Raw genomic sequence first — 15,111 nt, 5'->3', positions numbered from 1 at the left:
GGTCTGGACCCACTATGAAACATGTTGAAGTCGCCGATCTCACGATCGGCAATGACCGTCCCTTGACGGTGATCGCAGGCCCTTGCGCCTTGGAGAGCATCGACCTCGGCCAAGCGGTCGCTGGGCGTATGAAGGAAGTCTGCGAGGCCGCTGGCGCGCAATATGTCTTCAAAGCAAGCTATGACAAAGCCAACCGCACATCGCTAAAGGGTGGGCGCGGCCTTGGGCTGGACGCTGGGTTAAAAGCGCTGCAAGCGGTCAAAGAGTCCATCGGTGTCCCAGTACTTACGGATGTGCATACAGAGGCTCAATGCGCCCCGGTGGCTGAAGTCGCTGACATCCTGCAAATCCCCGCCTTCCTCTGCCGTCAGACGGACATGCTTTTGGCCGCTGGCGACACGGGTGCCGTGGTGAACATAAAGAAGGGCCAGTTCCTGGCTCCGTGGGAAATGCCCAACATCATCACCAAGGTCGAAAGCACCGGCAACACCCGTATCCTGCTAACAGAGCGGGGCACATCCTTCGGCTACAACACTCTGGTGGCCGACATGCGGTCGCTGCCGCAGATGGCGCAAACCGGCTATCCGGTGGTGATGGACGCCACGCATTCGGTGCAGCAACCGGGGGGCAAAGGTGGATCAAGTGGCGGGCAGCGTGAATTTGCACCTGTTATGGCGCGGGCGGCAGTGGCCATCGGGGTCGGGGCCGTCTTTATCGAAACGCACCCCGATCCCGACACCGCTCCGTCAGACGGGCCAAATATGATTTATCTCGATCAAATGCCCGCCCTGATCGAGACTCTTATGCAGTTCGATGCGCTCGCCAAAGCGCGCCCAATGACATTTTAGTCAAAGAGTTTTCCATGACCAAACCTGCCGCCACCGTGACCCCGAACACGTGGGAATTCCTGCGCGACCCCATGATTAAGCCGACGGGCTTCCGCGAGTATGATGCGCGCTGGAAATACCCGGACGAGATCAACCTTCCCGGGGTAACAGCACTTGGTCTTGGCCTTGGGACACAAATGCGACGGCGCGGCATCGATCCTGTGATTGCCGTAGGCAACGACTATCGTGATTACTCTCTCAGCATCAAGAACGCCCTGATCGTCGGGCTGATGCAGGCAGGGATACAGGTCAAGGACATCGGCCCCGCACTGTCCCCCATGGCCTATTTTAGCCAGTTCCACCTTGATGTGCCGGCGGTTGCCATGGTCACTGCCTCTCATAATCCCAATGGCTGGACCGGCGTCAAGATGGGCTTTGATCGCCCCCTCACTCACGGCCCGGACGAGATGTCGGAACTGCGCGATATCGTATTGAATGGTAGTGGTGAAGCACGTCCTGGCGGCGGTTATGAATTCGTTGACGACGTGCAGGAAGCGTACCTTCAGGACCTTGTCGGCGACTTCAGAATGACACGCCCACTCAAGGTCGTATGCGCCACTGGCAACGGCACCGCCGCTGCCTTTGCCCCCGAACTCTTCCGCCGCATCGGTGTCGAAGTGGTCGAAAGTCACACAACGCTCGACTACACCTTTCCAAACTACAACCCGAACCCCGAAGCCATGGAAATGCTGCACGACATGGCGGACAGCGTAAAAGCTTCTGGCGCAGACCTTGCGCTTGGATTTGACGGGGATGGTGACCGCTGCGGCGTTGTGGATGATGAAGGGGAAGAGATCTTTGCCGACAAGGTGGGGGTCATCATGGCGCGCGACTTGTCGAAACTCTACCCGAACGCAACCTTCGTGGCCGATGTGAAATCCACCGGCCTCTTCGCCTCAGACCCCGAACTGCAAGCGAACGGCGTCACGGCAGACTATTGGAAAACCGGACACAGCCACATGAAGCGGCGGGTCAAGGAAATCGGCGCCCTCGCAGGGTTTGAAAAATCAGGCCACTATTTTCTCGCTGAGCCAATAGGCCGCGGCTACGATTGCGGGATGCGGGTCGCAGTTGAAATCTGCAAACTATTGGATCGCAACCCTGACATGAAGATGTCGGATCTGCGCAAGGCGCTGCCGAAAACACACTCAACCCCGACAATGTCCCCCTACTGCTCGGATACTGAAAAATACAGCACACTGGACCGTATTGTCGCCAAGCTGACAGCCAAGGCCGTTGCGAATGAACCCATCGCAGGTCGCGCAATCAAGGAGGTGGTGACGGTAAACGGCGCTCGGGTCATTCTGGATAACGGCGGTTGGGGTTTGGTGCGCGCTTCGTCCAACACGCCGAACTTGGTGGTGGTGTGCGAAAGCCCGGAAAGCGAAGACGAGTTGCGCGCGATTTTCGCAGACATCGATGCGATAGTCCGGACTGAAGATACCGTTGGGGAATACGATCAGACCTTTTGACGGGCGCGCCGACCCATAACCTGACGCAATGCTCGTAATTTAGAAACGGGCCACAATCAGTTTTGTGGCCCGTCCATTCAGACCGCCTGCCAACCCTCTTACTGCGAACAGGTTGAAGCCATTCCGCTTTATGTTGCACAGCCTAGAAGAAACTTACGTCTGCTAACGAGCCATCACTGCAATATGTCGAAGCGTTTGCAGATCAGGTTTCTTGGCGTCCTATATGTTCGAAAGCCCATCGCTTCGTAGTACGCCAACCCTTCCGGATTATTCGCACCAATGCTTGCGTCGATATGGGCCAACCCTGCATCTTGCGCAGCCCTACATGTGACATCGAATAATGCGCGGCCAACGCCACGCCGTGCTGCGGAGGGTCGTATGTGCGTGCCAACAATGCCCCACCCAGGTTCTACACCCCATTGGTTGCCCGCACGGGCAGTTTTGAGTGACTGGAATCCAAGTATGATCCCATCGTCCTCGGCCACGGAGCAACGAATCTTATCGACGCTTTCAATGTAGTATTGCCGTACGAATTCCTCATCGTCAGGACTCAAACGTTTGCCAGCGGCCGTCAGCTCGCGAAGAAATGTGCTCATCTGCTCAATATCTTCAACTGTGCCATCCCTGATCATCATCGCCACTCTCCATTGCGTTTTGGCGATCATGCACATCAGTCACATGCGACCTCAAGGACCCGCAAGCGAGCAAAAGGTGGGGTGGCACAAAACAGCAAAAGGTCGTTTGGCCGATACAAGCGCCGACCATCAGCTGGTATCAACTTTCTGCTTGCCACTTCGGGCAAGTTTCCGATACGAAACCCTCACAGCTTGATGTTGGGAGAACCAGCTTACTGGTGCCGAAGGAGCAACTGCCTCGGAAACTCTCAGGCCAAAGGACCAATGTCAGGCCAAACTACTCTGGAGAGTGATGCCATTGGCATCCGCCGAAGGGATAATGATCTCAGGCACCCGGGACAGAGGAGGCACCGACGCGCAAGAGATGTCTTGCGCATGACTTGGTGCCGCATGATTTGACGCAAATCTTGTCGGCTTGAAAAAGGTGATGAGGCATGTCCGATCTAAAGCAGACCCCGCTTCACGCGTTGCACGTTGCCCTTGGGGCCAAGATGGTACCCTTTGCGGGGTATGACATGCCGGTGCAATACGAACTGGGGGTCATGAAAGAGCACCTCCATGCGCGGGCGAAGGCCGGTCTTTTTGACGTCAGCCATATGGGGCAGATCATTGTGCGCGGGACGACTTATGACGCGGCTGCACGTGGTCTGGAATCGCTGATTCCAGTCGATGTGCTGGGCTTGGGCAAGAACCGCCAACGTTATGGCTTTTTCACGAATGCGGATGGCGGCATCGAAGACGATCTGATGCTGGCGAACCGCGGGGATCATGTGTTCGTTGTGGTGAATGCTGCCTGCAAGGACGCCGATATTGCGCATATGAAAGCCGCGCTTGAACCGGGTGTGACGGTGACTGAGATCACCGACCGTGCCTTGCTGGCTTTGCAGGGGCCTGCCGCTGAAGGTGTGCTGGCCGCGCTCGATCCGCGTGCAGCAGAGATGCGCTTTATGGATGTGGCTACGCTGGATCTGAACGGGGTTGAGGTCTGGGTTTCCCGGTCCGGCTACACGGGCGAAGACGGGTACGAGATTTCGGCACCCATGGATGTCGCGGAAGACATTGCAAAGGCCTTGCTGGACCATTCTGACGTTGAAGCCATCGGCCTGGGCGCGCGCGATTCCCTGCGGTTGGAGGCGGGGCTGTGCCTATATGGGCATGACATTGACGCCACAACAACGCCTGTTGAGGGCGGCCTGACATGGGCGATCCAGAATGTGCGGCGCGCGGGCGGAGACCGGGAAGGTGGCTTCCCGGGCGCGGAGAAAATCCTGGCCGAGATGGATAGCGGCGCTGCGCGCAAGCGCGTGGGGTTGCTGCCTGCCGGTCGCGCGCCCATGCGCGAGGGCGTGGTGCTGCTTGTAACCGAGGATGCAACGGATTCAATTGGTACCATCACCTCGGGTGGGTTTGGCCCCACGGTCGGGGGACCCGTTGCTATGGGTTATGTCACCACTGAATACGCCGCGTTGGGCACCACGATTTTCGGCGAATTGCGTGGAAAACGCCAACCACTCACGGTAGCAAAAATGCCGTTCACGTCAGCCAATTTCAAACGATAGTAGAGAGGAAACCCTATGAAATTCACCGAAGAACACGAATGGCTGCGCGCCGACGGGGATGACTATGTCGTAGGCATCACCGAGCACGCTACCACTCAGCTGGGCGATCTGGTCTTTGTCGAACTGCCCGAAGTTGGCACGACCGTCACCAAGGACGAAGAGATCGTGGTCATCGAAAGCGTGAAGGCCGCGTCCGACATCATGGCTCCTGTCGATGGCGAAATCACCGAAGTGAATACAGCGCTAGCGGATGACCCGAGCCTTGCAAACAGCGACCCGCTCGGCGCTGGCTGGTTCTTCAAGATCAAGCCTTCCGACGCGTCCCAGATCGACACCTTGATGGATGAAGCCGCCTATAACGCGCTGATCAGCTAAGGAACATAATCGATGACTTTCAAACCCACCGACTATTTGCCCTATGATTTTGCGAACCGCCGCCATATTGGGCCATCCCCTGCCGAAATGGACGAGATGCTGAAAGTGGTGGGGGCGAAAGACCTCGACGCGCTGATCGACGACACGATCCCGGCCAACATCCGGCAAAAGGAACCGTTGGATTTCGGCAAGGCCAAGTCGGAAAGGGAACTTTTGCACCACATGCGGGTGACGGCGTCCAAGAACAAAGTGCTGACCTCGTTGATTGGCCAAGGCTATCACGGGACAGTCACGCCCCCGGCGATCCAGCGGAACATTCTTGAAAACCCAGCGTGGTACACGGCTTACACGCCCTACCAACCCGAGATCAGCCAAGGCCGGCTTGAAGCCCTGTTAAATTTCCAGACCATGGTGTCGGACCTGACCGGGCTCGAGATTGCCAACGCATCGCTGCTGGACGAGGCCACGGCCTGCGCCGAGGCGATGACCATGGCACAGCGGATCAGCAAGTCGAAGGCGGTTGGCTTCTTTGTCGATGAGAATTGCCACCCTCAGAACATCGCTGTGATGAAGACGCGGGCACAGCCGTTGGGCATAGAAATCACCGTCGGCAATCCCGATGATTTTGATGCCAGCACCGTATTTGGCGCGATTTTCCAGTATCCGGGTACCCATGGTCACATCCGGGATTTTACCGATCAAATCGCAAAGCTGCATGAGAATAAGTCCATTGGCATCATCTCTGCTGATCCGCTGTCGCTAACCCTGCTCAAGGAGCCGGGGGCGATGGGCGCGGATATCGCCGTTGGCACGACTCAGCGCTTTGGTGTGCCTGTCGGCTATGGCGGTCCACACGCGGCTTATATGGCGACCAAGGCCAACTATGCCCGTAACATGCCGGGCCGGATTGTCGGGGTGTCGGTCGACAGCTTTGGCAACCGGGCCTACCGCCTGTCCCTGCAAACGCGCGAGCAGCACATCCGCCGGGAAAAGGCGACGTCGAATGTCTGTACGGCGCAGGCGTTGCTGGCCGTCATGGCTGGATTCTACGGCGTTTTTCACGGACCGGACGGCCTGAAAGCCATTGCGCAGCGCATCCACCGCAAGACCGCCCGATTGGCAGAGGGGCTGAAACAGGCGGGCTTCGATGTGCGCCCAGCAAGCTTCTTTGACACGATCACAGTCGATGTGGGGCCATTGCAATCGGCTGTGATCAAGTCCGCCATCGACGAAGGTATCAACCTGCGCGCAGTGGGGGCGACCGCAATCGGCATCACGCTGGACGAACGCACGCGGCCCGCCACTATTGAAAAGGTCTGGCGCGCGTTCGGGATCGAACGGCAGGACAAGGATTACACGCCGCATTACAACATGCCGGAGAAGCTGATCCGCACATCCGACTTCATGACACACCCGATTTTTCACATGAACCGGGCCGAGACGGAGATGATGCGCTACATGCGCCGGCTCGCGGATCGCGATCTGGCGCTGGACCGTGCAATGATCCCGCTGGGGTCGTGCACCATGAAGCTGAATTCTGCCGCCGAGATGATGCCGGTCAGTTGGCGAGAGTTTTCGCTACTGCATCCCTATTGCCCCAAGGATCAGGCCGCGGGGTATATCGAGATGATCGACGATCTGTCGGCCAAGCTGTGCGATGTGACCGGCTATGACGCGATTTCCATGCAACCCAATTCGGGCGCGCAAGGGGAATATGCGGGCCTTTTGACCATCGCAAGCTGGCACCGGGCCAACGGCGAAGGACATCGTGACATCTGCCTAATCCCGATGAGCGCCCACGGCACCAATCCTGCATCCGCCCAGATGGTCGGGTGGAAGGTGGTGCCCGTGAAGTCAGCGGACAACGGCGACATTGATCTGGATGATTTCCGGGCCAAGGTGGCGGAACACAGGGACAACCTTGCCGGTTGCATGATCACGTATCCGTCGACCCACGGCGTGTTCGAAGAGACGGTAATCGAGGTGTGCCAGATCACACATGATGCGGGCGGACAGGTCTATATCGACGGGGCCAACATGAATGCCATGGTGGGTCTGAGCCGCCCCGGCGACCTGGGCGGCGATGTCAGCCATCTCAACCTGCACAAGACATTCTGCATCCCGCATGGTGGCGGTGGCCCCGGCATGGGACCCATCGGTGTCAAAGCGCACCTGACCAAACACCTTCCGGGCGACCCCAATGGTGGCGAGGGTGCGGTCAGCGCTGCAGCCTTTGGGTCACCCTCTCTGTTGCCTATCTCGTGGGCCTACTGCCTGATGATGGGCGGTGACGGGCTGACGCAGGCGACGCGCGTTGCCATCCTGAACGCCAACTACATCGCGAAACGGCTCGAAGGGGCATTCGACGTTCTGTACAAGGGGCCAACCGGTCGCGTGGCGCATGAATGTATCATCGACACGCGCCCCTTTGCCGACAACGCGCACATCACGGTGGACGACATTGCAAAGCGGCTGGCAGATTGCGGGTTCCATGCGCCCACGATGTCGTGGCCGGTGGCGGGCACCTTGATGATCGAACCGACCGAGTCCGAGAACAAGGCAGAGCTGGATCGTTTTTGCGATGCCATGCTGGGCATCCGCGATGAGATCCGTGCGATCGAAGAGGGGACAATGGACCCCGAGAACAACCCCCTCAAGAACGCGCCGCATACGATGGAAGACTTGGTGCGGGATTGGGATCGCCCTTACAGTCGTGAAAGCGGTTGCTTCCCAACCGGATCCTTCCGAGTCGACAAGTATTGGCCACCGGTCAACCGGGTCGACAATGTCTGGGGAGACAGAAACCTGTCCTGCACCTGTCCACCGATGGAGGACTATGCCAAAACGTAAGCCGGAGACTCGCAACCCATTGATTCACAAGCATTTAATAAAAATGCGGGAGGTTTTTGGCCCGGGCAGCACGCACCCAGTTTGGGACGAAGGGCACGATCTTGTCTTGGGTGGGCACCATGACTTCAATGAAACTGGCGCCGTCATGCGCGATGGCGGTTGCCAGTGTGGATTCGATATCCGCCTCTGACGTGATCCGCGACGTGGCGAACCCAAACCCTTCGGCGATTTTCAGGTAATCCACAGTGCCGAAATCCGTCGACCACGGCGCATCCACATCATCCAGCAACACGGCTTCGCCCCGGATCCAACCGAAGCTATCATTTCGATTCAGGACGATGGTCACATTCTTTCCGGATCGTTTGATCGTTTCCATGTCCCCCATCACAAAACCAAGCGATCCATCCCCGGTGAACGAAATCACCGGGCTGTCACAGGCATAGGACGCCCCCAGAGCCGCTGGAACGGAATAGCCAAGCGCCCCCATGGAATAGTTGGTGATATAGCGCCGCCCCGCCCTGCGAAACGTCAACAGCGCCGAAGGGTAGATCGCGCTGACCCCCGGTTCGGAGGTGACGACTGCGTTGTCGGGCATAAGCCTGTCCAACGCCTGTGACAGTTTGACGGGCGATATCGTCCCTTCGGGCATCGGGATGTTCGAGTTGAACACCTTGTCGAGCGCCGTCTTTTTCGTCGCGGTCACATCAACGCGGGGACGGTCAAAATTTGAGTGCTCCGTCTTGATGATCTCGACCATGTATTCAAGGCTTGCCCGCGCATCGCCTACCATGCCAACTTCAACCGGGAAGTTGTTGCCGATATGCGCTTCTGCGATATCAAGGTGCAGAAAGGTCTTGCTGTACGGGTCGCCATACAGCTTCCAGTGATCCGTAGCTGCACTGTCCGTGTTCGACCCGATGAAAAAGATCGTATCGGCATCGTAGACATATTGATTGGAATACTCCATTCCACCGCGCCCACCGATGACCCGCAAAGCCAGCGGATGATCCTCTCGGATCGTGCCCTTGCCCGGCGTGGTCGTCCCGACCGGTATTTGCAGCAGTTCAGCCAGTTCAACAATAACCTCTGATGCTTTGGAGATCAGCGCGCCCTGCCCGCAGACAATTGCTGGTTTTTCGGCAGCCAGTAGCACGTCGATCGCCGCCCGGATCTTGCCATGGTTGGCGACCGGACGATGCGCAGGATAGGTGCTGTATTCACCTTCGGCATAGAGATCAGTAACCTCTGCCTCTTCGCCAAAAATGTTGATCGGCACGCGAATGTGGACGGGCGCCGGTCTGCCCGAGGTTGCAACGCGAAAGGCACGCCGAACAAGGAAAGGGATTTCGCTGACCTTGGTGACGACAAAAGATTCCTTGCAGATGCTGTCATACAGCGCCGTTTGATCCACACCCGTCAGCCCATGTCTCTTGTCCTGATTGATCGGAATGTCGGAGCTGAAAAAGATAATGGGCACCGAGCTCAGGAATGCTTCGGTGATGCCCGGGGTGCAGTGGGTCACGCCCGGGCTGGGGGCTTCAAGCACACAGGGTTTGCCGGTGATTTTGGCATAGGCCTCGGCTGCATATGAAGCCGTGCGTTCGTCGCGGGTCAGGACAAATTCGATGTCCGAGTGTTTGCGCCATTCCTTGTACCACCCGATTGTTGTTTCACCTGGCAATCCAAAGACGTGGGTGACATCATGCAATTCCAGCATTCGCAAGAGCGCCTGCGCGCCATTCATACGTTGCGGGGCTGGTATGTTTGGCATCAGCAACCTTCCTATGTCAGCAGCTGTGTCCGGTGGCGTGCAAGCGCATCCGGATCAGGCGCGGTTCCAAGGCCCGAAGTTGTCGGCACATGGACATGACCCTCACTCACCGGGAATGGCGTTTCGGCCAAATCCGCCCCGGCATAGAATGTGGACATGTAGAATTCGCAACCGAGTGTCAGATCGGGAACGGCGGCCATCAGATGTGCACCTGCCATGTGGGCAATGGACGTCTCGAACATGCAGCCTCCGTAAACTTCAATACCGGCCGCACGCGCAATCGCCGCGATCTCGATACATCGGCGGATGCCGCCGGATTTGGCGGTTTTAAGCGAGAAGATGTCGGCCATGCGGGCCGCCGCACCTCGGGTTGCATCGCGCACATCAAATACACTTTCATCAGCCATGATCGGCACATCGACGGCGCGGGTAATCTCGGCCAACACTTCGCGCTCGTGTCGTTTGACGGGTTGTTCTACGAAATCGGGGCGAAACGTTTCGAGGTCGCGAATGTGCCGGATCGCGTCATAGGCCGGCAGGCCCTGATTGTAATCGACACGCAAGCGGATATCGTCGCCATAGCGCGCACGCAGCTTTTCAAGGCGCATCAGATCAAAGGCGTGATCGGCAAAACCGGTCTTCAGCTTGAAGATCCGCACACCGCTGTCCCAGATATGGGCAACGTCCTCCTGATCGGCGCCGAAATCGGGGTTCGCAACCGAAAAGCTGAGCGGAATACTGTCGCGGTGCCGCCCGCCTACCAACTCGGCCACGGGTAAGCCCGCAACTTGTCCGGTGATGTCTAGCAACGCGCATTCCAAGGCGGCCTTGGCCTCGTTGTGGCCCACAAGGAGCTGGTCTGCATCATTCAGGATCGGTTCGACCAACACAGGGTCACGCCCGATGACATGAGGGCGAAGATTCACATGCAGCGCAGCGGCATTACCCTCGACCGTTCCGGTGAAGACCGGCCATGGCGATGCCTCTCCCCAGCCTGTCAGGCCAGTATCAGTTACAAGTTCGCAGAGAACCACATTGATCCCGCCCACATCGCCCGACCCGTGCGAATGGACCGCTCTGGCTGGAATGGAAACGCAATGAACGCGCATCTCAGTGATACGGTGATCGCTCACTTTGGAACGGCCTCACTGAGACGGATGTCGTCCAGATCTGCGGGAAAGCGGCGTGGCAGCAGTCCGGCTTGAAACCACATCAGATAGGTGTAGATCGAAAAGACCGGGCGCCCGGTGGCACGCCGGATGTCGGCGGCATAGGGCACCATATTGGTGCACTCGAGCAGGATGGCACCTACCTTTGGGTGATCCGCAACCAGTTGCATCGCTGCCGAAGTGTTATCCGCCCGCGCCTTGTCAAAGTCGATCTCTGCTGCATCATCAAGGATGCGCGTGGTGAAGTGTGATCCAGCCCCAGTACCTGCAACTGGTGTATCTGGCGCAATACCAGCTGCCTCCAGATGCACGGGTGTCAGTGTCTCGGACGAAATGGTGAGAATACCCAGCGAATGATCGGCAGGCAACGACTGTCGAATGAGGGGCGCTTGCAACAGCGATGAGGATGCGACCGGCACCCCGAGGGCGCGCGACATGTCGTGTTGAAAAGGAACGAGAAACCCGCAATTTGTCGCGATCCCGTCGCATCCAAGATCAACCAACTCGCGACCTGCCCCGATAAATGCGTCCAGCAGCGGTGTCGCATCGCCGCGCACCACTTTGTCGGGCGTGGCTGCAGAGACAACCTTGAACTGGACGGGGAACGGCCATGTGGCTGCGTTGCCAATATCTCCGGGAATGCGGGGAAACCGGGTGTTCAGCATCAGGACGCCCACCGTCGCTCCAAAGACTGTTTTGCCACCATATGTCGTCATGTCAGTTCTTCCTGAGGGGCGTAAAGATCAGCAAAGGCAAGGCGCACGGCCTCGGACGCATGTTTTGCGCGGTGTTCGATATGATCGCGCATGGCAGCAGAGGCCGCAGCACCATCCCCGGTGCGGACGATGTCCAGAACCGCACGATGCCGTTCCGTTGTCGTGCGTCCGGCAGCTTGCAGACGTCGCAAATCAGCCGTGCGAACAAAGCGGATCTTGTCATAGATCGTTTCGAGCATTCGCAACAGCTCGGGGTTGCCCGACAGACCCGCCAGTTGCAGATGAAATGCCTCATCCAGCTCCATCAACCGGATTGGGTTTGTGCAGTTTGAATATTCATCCGCCGAGAGGTCCAGCGATGCATCGATCGCCTCTAGTTCAGCGGGTTTGGCGTGCATTGCTGCTTGACGCACCGCCTCGCACTCAATCGCCATCCGTGCCTGATACAAATGAATGATCCGCTTGTCAGACAGCGTCCGGCAAAAGAAACCGCGCCCCGCGCGAAACTCAACAAACCCTTCTGCAACCAAACGATTCAACGCTTCGCGCAACGGCGTGCGGCTGGCGCCCAAATCTCGCGATAACGATGATTCATTAATCCTTTCACCCGGCTTGAAGGCAAAAGATGCCGCCATTTCACGCAATTTAAAATAAATCGCGCTGACCGTGTCGTTCATCTCAGACGTGGCATGGTTCATCTCTTCGTATCCCGATGTGTCAGAGGCAGCCTAGCGCAACCCTTGCATTGCGCACAAGGCTGTGCATTGATCTGTATACAATACTACAACTGTTTTCAGAGGTCGAGCAGCAAGACAATGCCAAAGCGCGTGATCATAGCCGGGGCCGGGATTGTCGGCGTCTCAACTGGGATCTGGCTGCGCCGCATCAGCGATGCTGAGGTCACGATAATCGACCGGCTACGCCCGGGCGAAGGGACCTCGCACGGAAATGCCGGCGTCCTCGCCGCCTGTTCGATTGCGCCCGTGACCGCTCCGGGGCTGACGCGTAAAGCACCTCGAATGCTTGTGAACCCGGATTTTCCCCTGTTCATGCGCTGGGGCTACTTTCCGAAACTGCTGCCTTGGTTGCTCAGGTATCTATCTAACGCCAATGAAAGTGACACACGCCGCATTGCGGATGGGCTGACCACCATCGTCGCGGACAGTGTCGACCAGCACAAAGCACTTGCGGCCGACACCGATGCAGCAAGCTGGGTAAGCGACGGCGACTATTCTTTTGCCTATTCAAACCGCGCCGCATTCGAAGCCGACGCCTATACTTGGGGCCTGCGCCGAGATGCGGGGTTTGAACCGATCATCCGGGAAGGTGACGCCGCACGCGCATATGAACCCAACCTGTCGCCCGACATAGGACTGCTGGCAACGATGCAGGACCACGGATATGTCCGCGACCCGGGTCGCTACGTCAAAGCGTTGGCGGTCGAGTTCGAAAGACTTGGCGGCACGATCTTGCAGGCCGAGATCAAAGATTTCGACCTCACCGACGGCAAGATCTCGGCAGTGCAGACAGATCAGGGGCCGCATGCTTGCGATCAAGCCATCCTTGCGACCGGTGTTTGGTCCAAACCCCTGATGCAGAAACTGGGCCTGTCGATCCCGATCGAAGCAGAACGCGGCTATCATATTATCTTCAAGGATGCCGCGGGCGGACCCTCGCATCCTGTAATGGTCGCCAGCGGAAAATTCGTCGCCACCCCGATGGCCGCAGGCTTGAGATGCGCGGGCATCGTCGAATTCGGCGGGCTGTCTGCCGGGCCTTCAAAGCCGCCTCTGGACTTTTTGCGCAGGCACGCCAAAGCCAGCTTTCCCAACCTGACCTACAGCGAAGAGGTCGAATGGCTTGGCCATCGCCCTGCCCCATCCGACAGCCTCCCACTAATTGGGCAAGTGGGCGAGACAGGCGTATTCACAGCGTTCGGACACCATCATATTGGATTGACCGGTGGGCCGAAAACGGGAAGGATCACCGCAGGTCTTGTCGCGGAACAGCCCGTAAATACTGACATAAGTGCATTTAACCCAATGCGTTTTTCCTAAGGCCGCGCCAAAAAGAAATGACCACCAGGGAGACTACAATGACAAAATTCACCAAAACATGCGCCACGCTGGCTGCGACGACGATGCTTGCGCTGCCCGCTGCTGCACAAGAGAAATGGGACCTGCCGATGGCGTACTCAGGGTCCAACTTTCACTCCGTCACCGGTGCTGAGTTTGCGGAATGTGTGACGACCGGCACAGGCGGCGCGATCGAGATTACAACACACCCATCAGGCTCACTGTTTGCGGGCGCAGACATTAAGCGCGCGGTCCAGACGGGACAGGTGCCGATTGGTGAGCGCCTGCTGTCCGGCCACCAGAACGAAAGTGCGATCTTTGGCTGGGACTCCGTTCCATTCCTCGTCTCGTCCTTCGATGAGCACGACAAGCTCTACGGCGCAGCCAAACCGCATCTCGAAGAGCTGTTGGCTGAGCAGAACCTGACACTGCTTTACTCCGTGCCGTGGCCGCCGCAGGGCCTCTACTTCAACAAGGAGGTGAACGGCGTTGCAGACATGGAGGGGATCAAGTTCCGCTCCTACAACAACGCCACCGCACGTCTTGCTGAACTGACGGGCATGTTGCCAGTGCAGATCGAAGCCGCCGAGATCAGTCAGGCCTTTGCGACCGGCGTGGCGGAATCCATGGTGTCCTCGGGCGCGACTGGCTACGACCGGAAAGTCTGGGAAAGCCTAAGCCACTTCTATGCCGTGGATGCCTGGCTGCCACGCAACTACATGCTGATCAACTCCGACGTCTGGTCCGGCGTGGATGAGGCGAACAAGAACGTCATCAACGCCTGTGCAGGCATGGCCGAATATGCAGGCACGTGGCGCGCCAAGGAATACACTGGCTTCACCCTGGCGGGCTTGGCCGAGGGCGGTATGAGTGTTGGCCCAGCTGGCGATGCGCTCATGTCAGAGCTCAAGGACATCGGCGCTACAATGACGGCTGAATGGCTCGAAGCCGCTGGCGAGACAGGCAAGTCCATCGTCGACGCCTACAACGCCAACTAAACGACAACAGGCGGGTCGGTTTGTGAAAGATCGACCCGCTTTTCTTTTTCGCGGGGGACAGACACATGACCGGACTTCTGCGCGGTCTGCGCCGCGTCCTTGATTTCATTTATCTTGCCGCGGGCGTGCTCGCCGCCCTCTGCCTGATCGCGATATTGCTGTTGATCGTAGCGCAGATGGTGGCCCGCTGGACCGGAGAGATATTCCCTGGTGCCGCGAATTATGCTGGCTACGCCATGGCCGCCGCCAGCTTCTTTGCATTTGCCAACGCGCTTAACCGCGGGGCCCATATTCGGGTGTCATTAGTGCTGAATGCAGTGCCCACCCGTTTTAGACGCTTCCTTGAAATCTGGTGCTTCGGGATTGCCGCGGCGGTCATGTGGTATTTCACCTACTATGCCTATTGGTTCACCTACTGGTCTTGGAAGTTCAAGGAAGTCAGTCAGGCACAGGATGCGACGCCAATGTGGATCCCACAATCTGTCATGGTGATCGGCGGTGCCATTCTGGCGCTTTCCCTGACAGATCACCTGATCCACGTGCTGTTCCGAGGCGATCACCGGATCAAGCGCAACCTCGTTGATCAAAGCTTCGCGGAGTAGGA

Annotated in this window: 13 protein-coding genes and 1 riboswitch; of the genes, 8 read left to right on the top strand and 5 right to left on the bottom strand. The window is 58.0% G+C overall.

Going from position 1 to position 15,111, the window contains the following annotated elements; all coding sequences use genetic code 11:
* Nucleotides 1-14: 14 nt before the first annotated feature.
* Nucleotides 15-848, top strand: coding sequence for a 3-deoxy-8-phosphooctulonate synthase (kdsA, locus tag Q1A51_RS21925; RefSeq protein ID WP_299602438.1), 834 nt, complete (start codon nucleotides 15-17; stop codon nucleotides 846-848).
* A gap of 14 nt (nucleotides 849-862) precedes the next feature.
* Complete coding sequence (locus Q1A51_RS21920) at nucleotides 863-2,359, top strand: phosphomannomutase/phosphoglucomutase (protein ID WP_299602435.1); 1,497 nt, start codon at nucleotides 863-865, stop codon at nucleotides 2,357-2,359.
* Nucleotides 2,360-2,532: 173 nt separating this feature from the next.
* Here the strand turns inward: Q1A51_RS21920 and Q1A51_RS21915 are convergent, their stop codons facing one another.
* The gene (locus Q1A51_RS21915) at nucleotides 2,533-3,024 is read right to left on the bottom strand and encodes a GNAT family N-acetyltransferase (protein ID WP_299205208.1); all 492 of its coding nucleotides are present in this window, start codon (nucleotides 3,022-3,024) and stop codon (nucleotides 2,533-2,535) included.
* A 159-nt stretch (nucleotides 3,025-3,183) separates the two neighbouring features.
* Nucleotides 3,184-3,268: riboswitch (glycine riboswitch) on the top strand.
* A gap of 160 nt (nucleotides 3,269-3,428) precedes the next feature.
* Here Q1A51_RS21915 and gcvT point away from each other — a divergent pair.
* Genes gcvT through gcvP form a run of 3 tightly spaced genes read left to right on the top strand, consistent with a single transcriptional unit; the run spans nucleotide 3,429 to nucleotide 7,778 of the window.
* Entirely contained in the window at nucleotides 3,429-4,553 is a 1,125-nt protein-coding gene (gene gcvT / locus Q1A51_RS21910; RefSeq protein ID WP_299602431.1) for a glycine cleavage system aminomethyltransferase GcvT, read from the top strand.
* A 15-nt stretch (nucleotides 4,554-4,568) separates the two neighbouring features.
* Complete coding sequence (gcvH, locus tag Q1A51_RS21905) at nucleotides 4,569-4,928, top strand: glycine cleavage system protein GcvH (RefSeq protein WP_299602429.1); 360 nt, start codon at nucleotides 4,569-4,571, stop codon at nucleotides 4,926-4,928.
* A 12-nt stretch (nucleotides 4,929-4,940) separates the two neighbouring features.
* A complete protein-coding gene (gene gcvP / locus Q1A51_RS21900; protein WP_299602426.1) occupies nucleotides 4,941-7,778 on the top strand; it encodes an aminomethyl-transferring glycine dehydrogenase in 2,838 nt (945 codons plus the stop codon).
* Between the two features lie 34 nt (nucleotides 7,779-7,812).
* On the opposite strand, the gene Q1A51_RS21895 is transcribed toward gcvP, so the two are convergent.
* Genes Q1A51_RS21895 through Q1A51_RS21880 form a run of 4 tightly spaced genes read right to left on the bottom strand, consistent with a single transcriptional unit; the run spans nucleotide 7,813 to nucleotide 12,111 of the window.
* Nucleotides 7,813-9,549, bottom strand: a complete 1,737-nt coding sequence (locus tag Q1A51_RS21895; protein ID WP_299602423.1) for a thiamine pyrophosphate-binding protein — start codon at nucleotides 9,547-9,549, stop codon at nucleotides 7,813-7,815.
* Nucleotides 9,550-9,560: 11 nt separating this feature from the next.
* Nucleotides 9,561-10,682 (bottom strand): enolase C-terminal domain-like protein, encoded by a 1,122-nt coding sequence (locus tag Q1A51_RS21890; RefSeq protein ID WP_299602420.1) that lies wholly within the window; start codon nucleotides 10,680-10,682, stop codon nucleotides 9,561-9,563.
* Nucleotides 10,679-11,434 carry an aspartate/glutamate racemase family protein gene (locus Q1A51_RS21885; protein WP_299602417.1) on the bottom strand — a complete coding sequence of 252 codons (756 nt, stop codon included), beginning with the start codon at nucleotides 11,432-11,434 and terminating at the stop codon, nucleotides 10,679-10,681. Before Q1A51_RS21885 ends, Q1A51_RS21890 begins: the two co-directional genes overlap by 4 nt.
* A complete protein-coding gene (locus tag Q1A51_RS21880; RefSeq protein WP_299602821.1) occupies nucleotides 11,431-12,111 on the bottom strand; it encodes a GntR family transcriptional regulator in 681 nt (226 codons plus the stop codon). The genes Q1A51_RS21885 and Q1A51_RS21880 overlap by 4 nt, the downstream gene beginning before the upstream one ends.
* A gap of 138 nt (nucleotides 12,112-12,249) precedes the next feature.
* Here Q1A51_RS21880 and Q1A51_RS21875 point away from each other — a divergent pair, with 138 nt between their 5' ends.
* The 3 genes from Q1A51_RS21875 to Q1A51_RS21865 all read left to right on the top strand — a co-directional run bounded on the left by Q1A51_RS21875 (nucleotide 12,250) and on the right by Q1A51_RS21865 (nucleotide 15,109).
* Nucleotides 12,250-13,491 (top strand): FAD-dependent oxidoreductase, encoded by a 1,242-nt coding sequence (locus Q1A51_RS21875; protein ID WP_299602415.1) that lies wholly within the window; start codon nucleotides 12,250-12,252, stop codon nucleotides 13,489-13,491.
* Between the two features lie 38 nt (nucleotides 13,492-13,529).
* A complete protein-coding gene (locus tag Q1A51_RS21870) occupies nucleotides 13,530-14,507 on the top strand; it encodes a TRAP transporter substrate-binding protein (protein WP_299602413.1) in 978 nt (325 codons plus the stop codon).
* Nucleotides 14,508-14,572: 65 nt separating this feature from the next.
* Nucleotides 14,573-15,109 (top strand): TRAP transporter small permease, encoded by a 537-nt coding sequence (locus Q1A51_RS21865; RefSeq protein ID WP_299205235.1) that lies wholly within the window; start codon nucleotides 14,573-14,575, stop codon nucleotides 15,107-15,109.
* Nucleotides 15,110-15,111: the final 2 nt, after the last annotated feature.

This window comes from uncultured Tateyamaria sp. (genome assembly GCF_947496075.1).
Classification (GTDB): Bacteria; Pseudomonadota; Alphaproteobacteria; order Rhodobacterales; family Rhodobacteraceae; genus Tateyamaria.
Note: the sequence above shows the minus strand (reverse complement) of the source record. Positions and strands in the feature narration are given on the sequence as shown.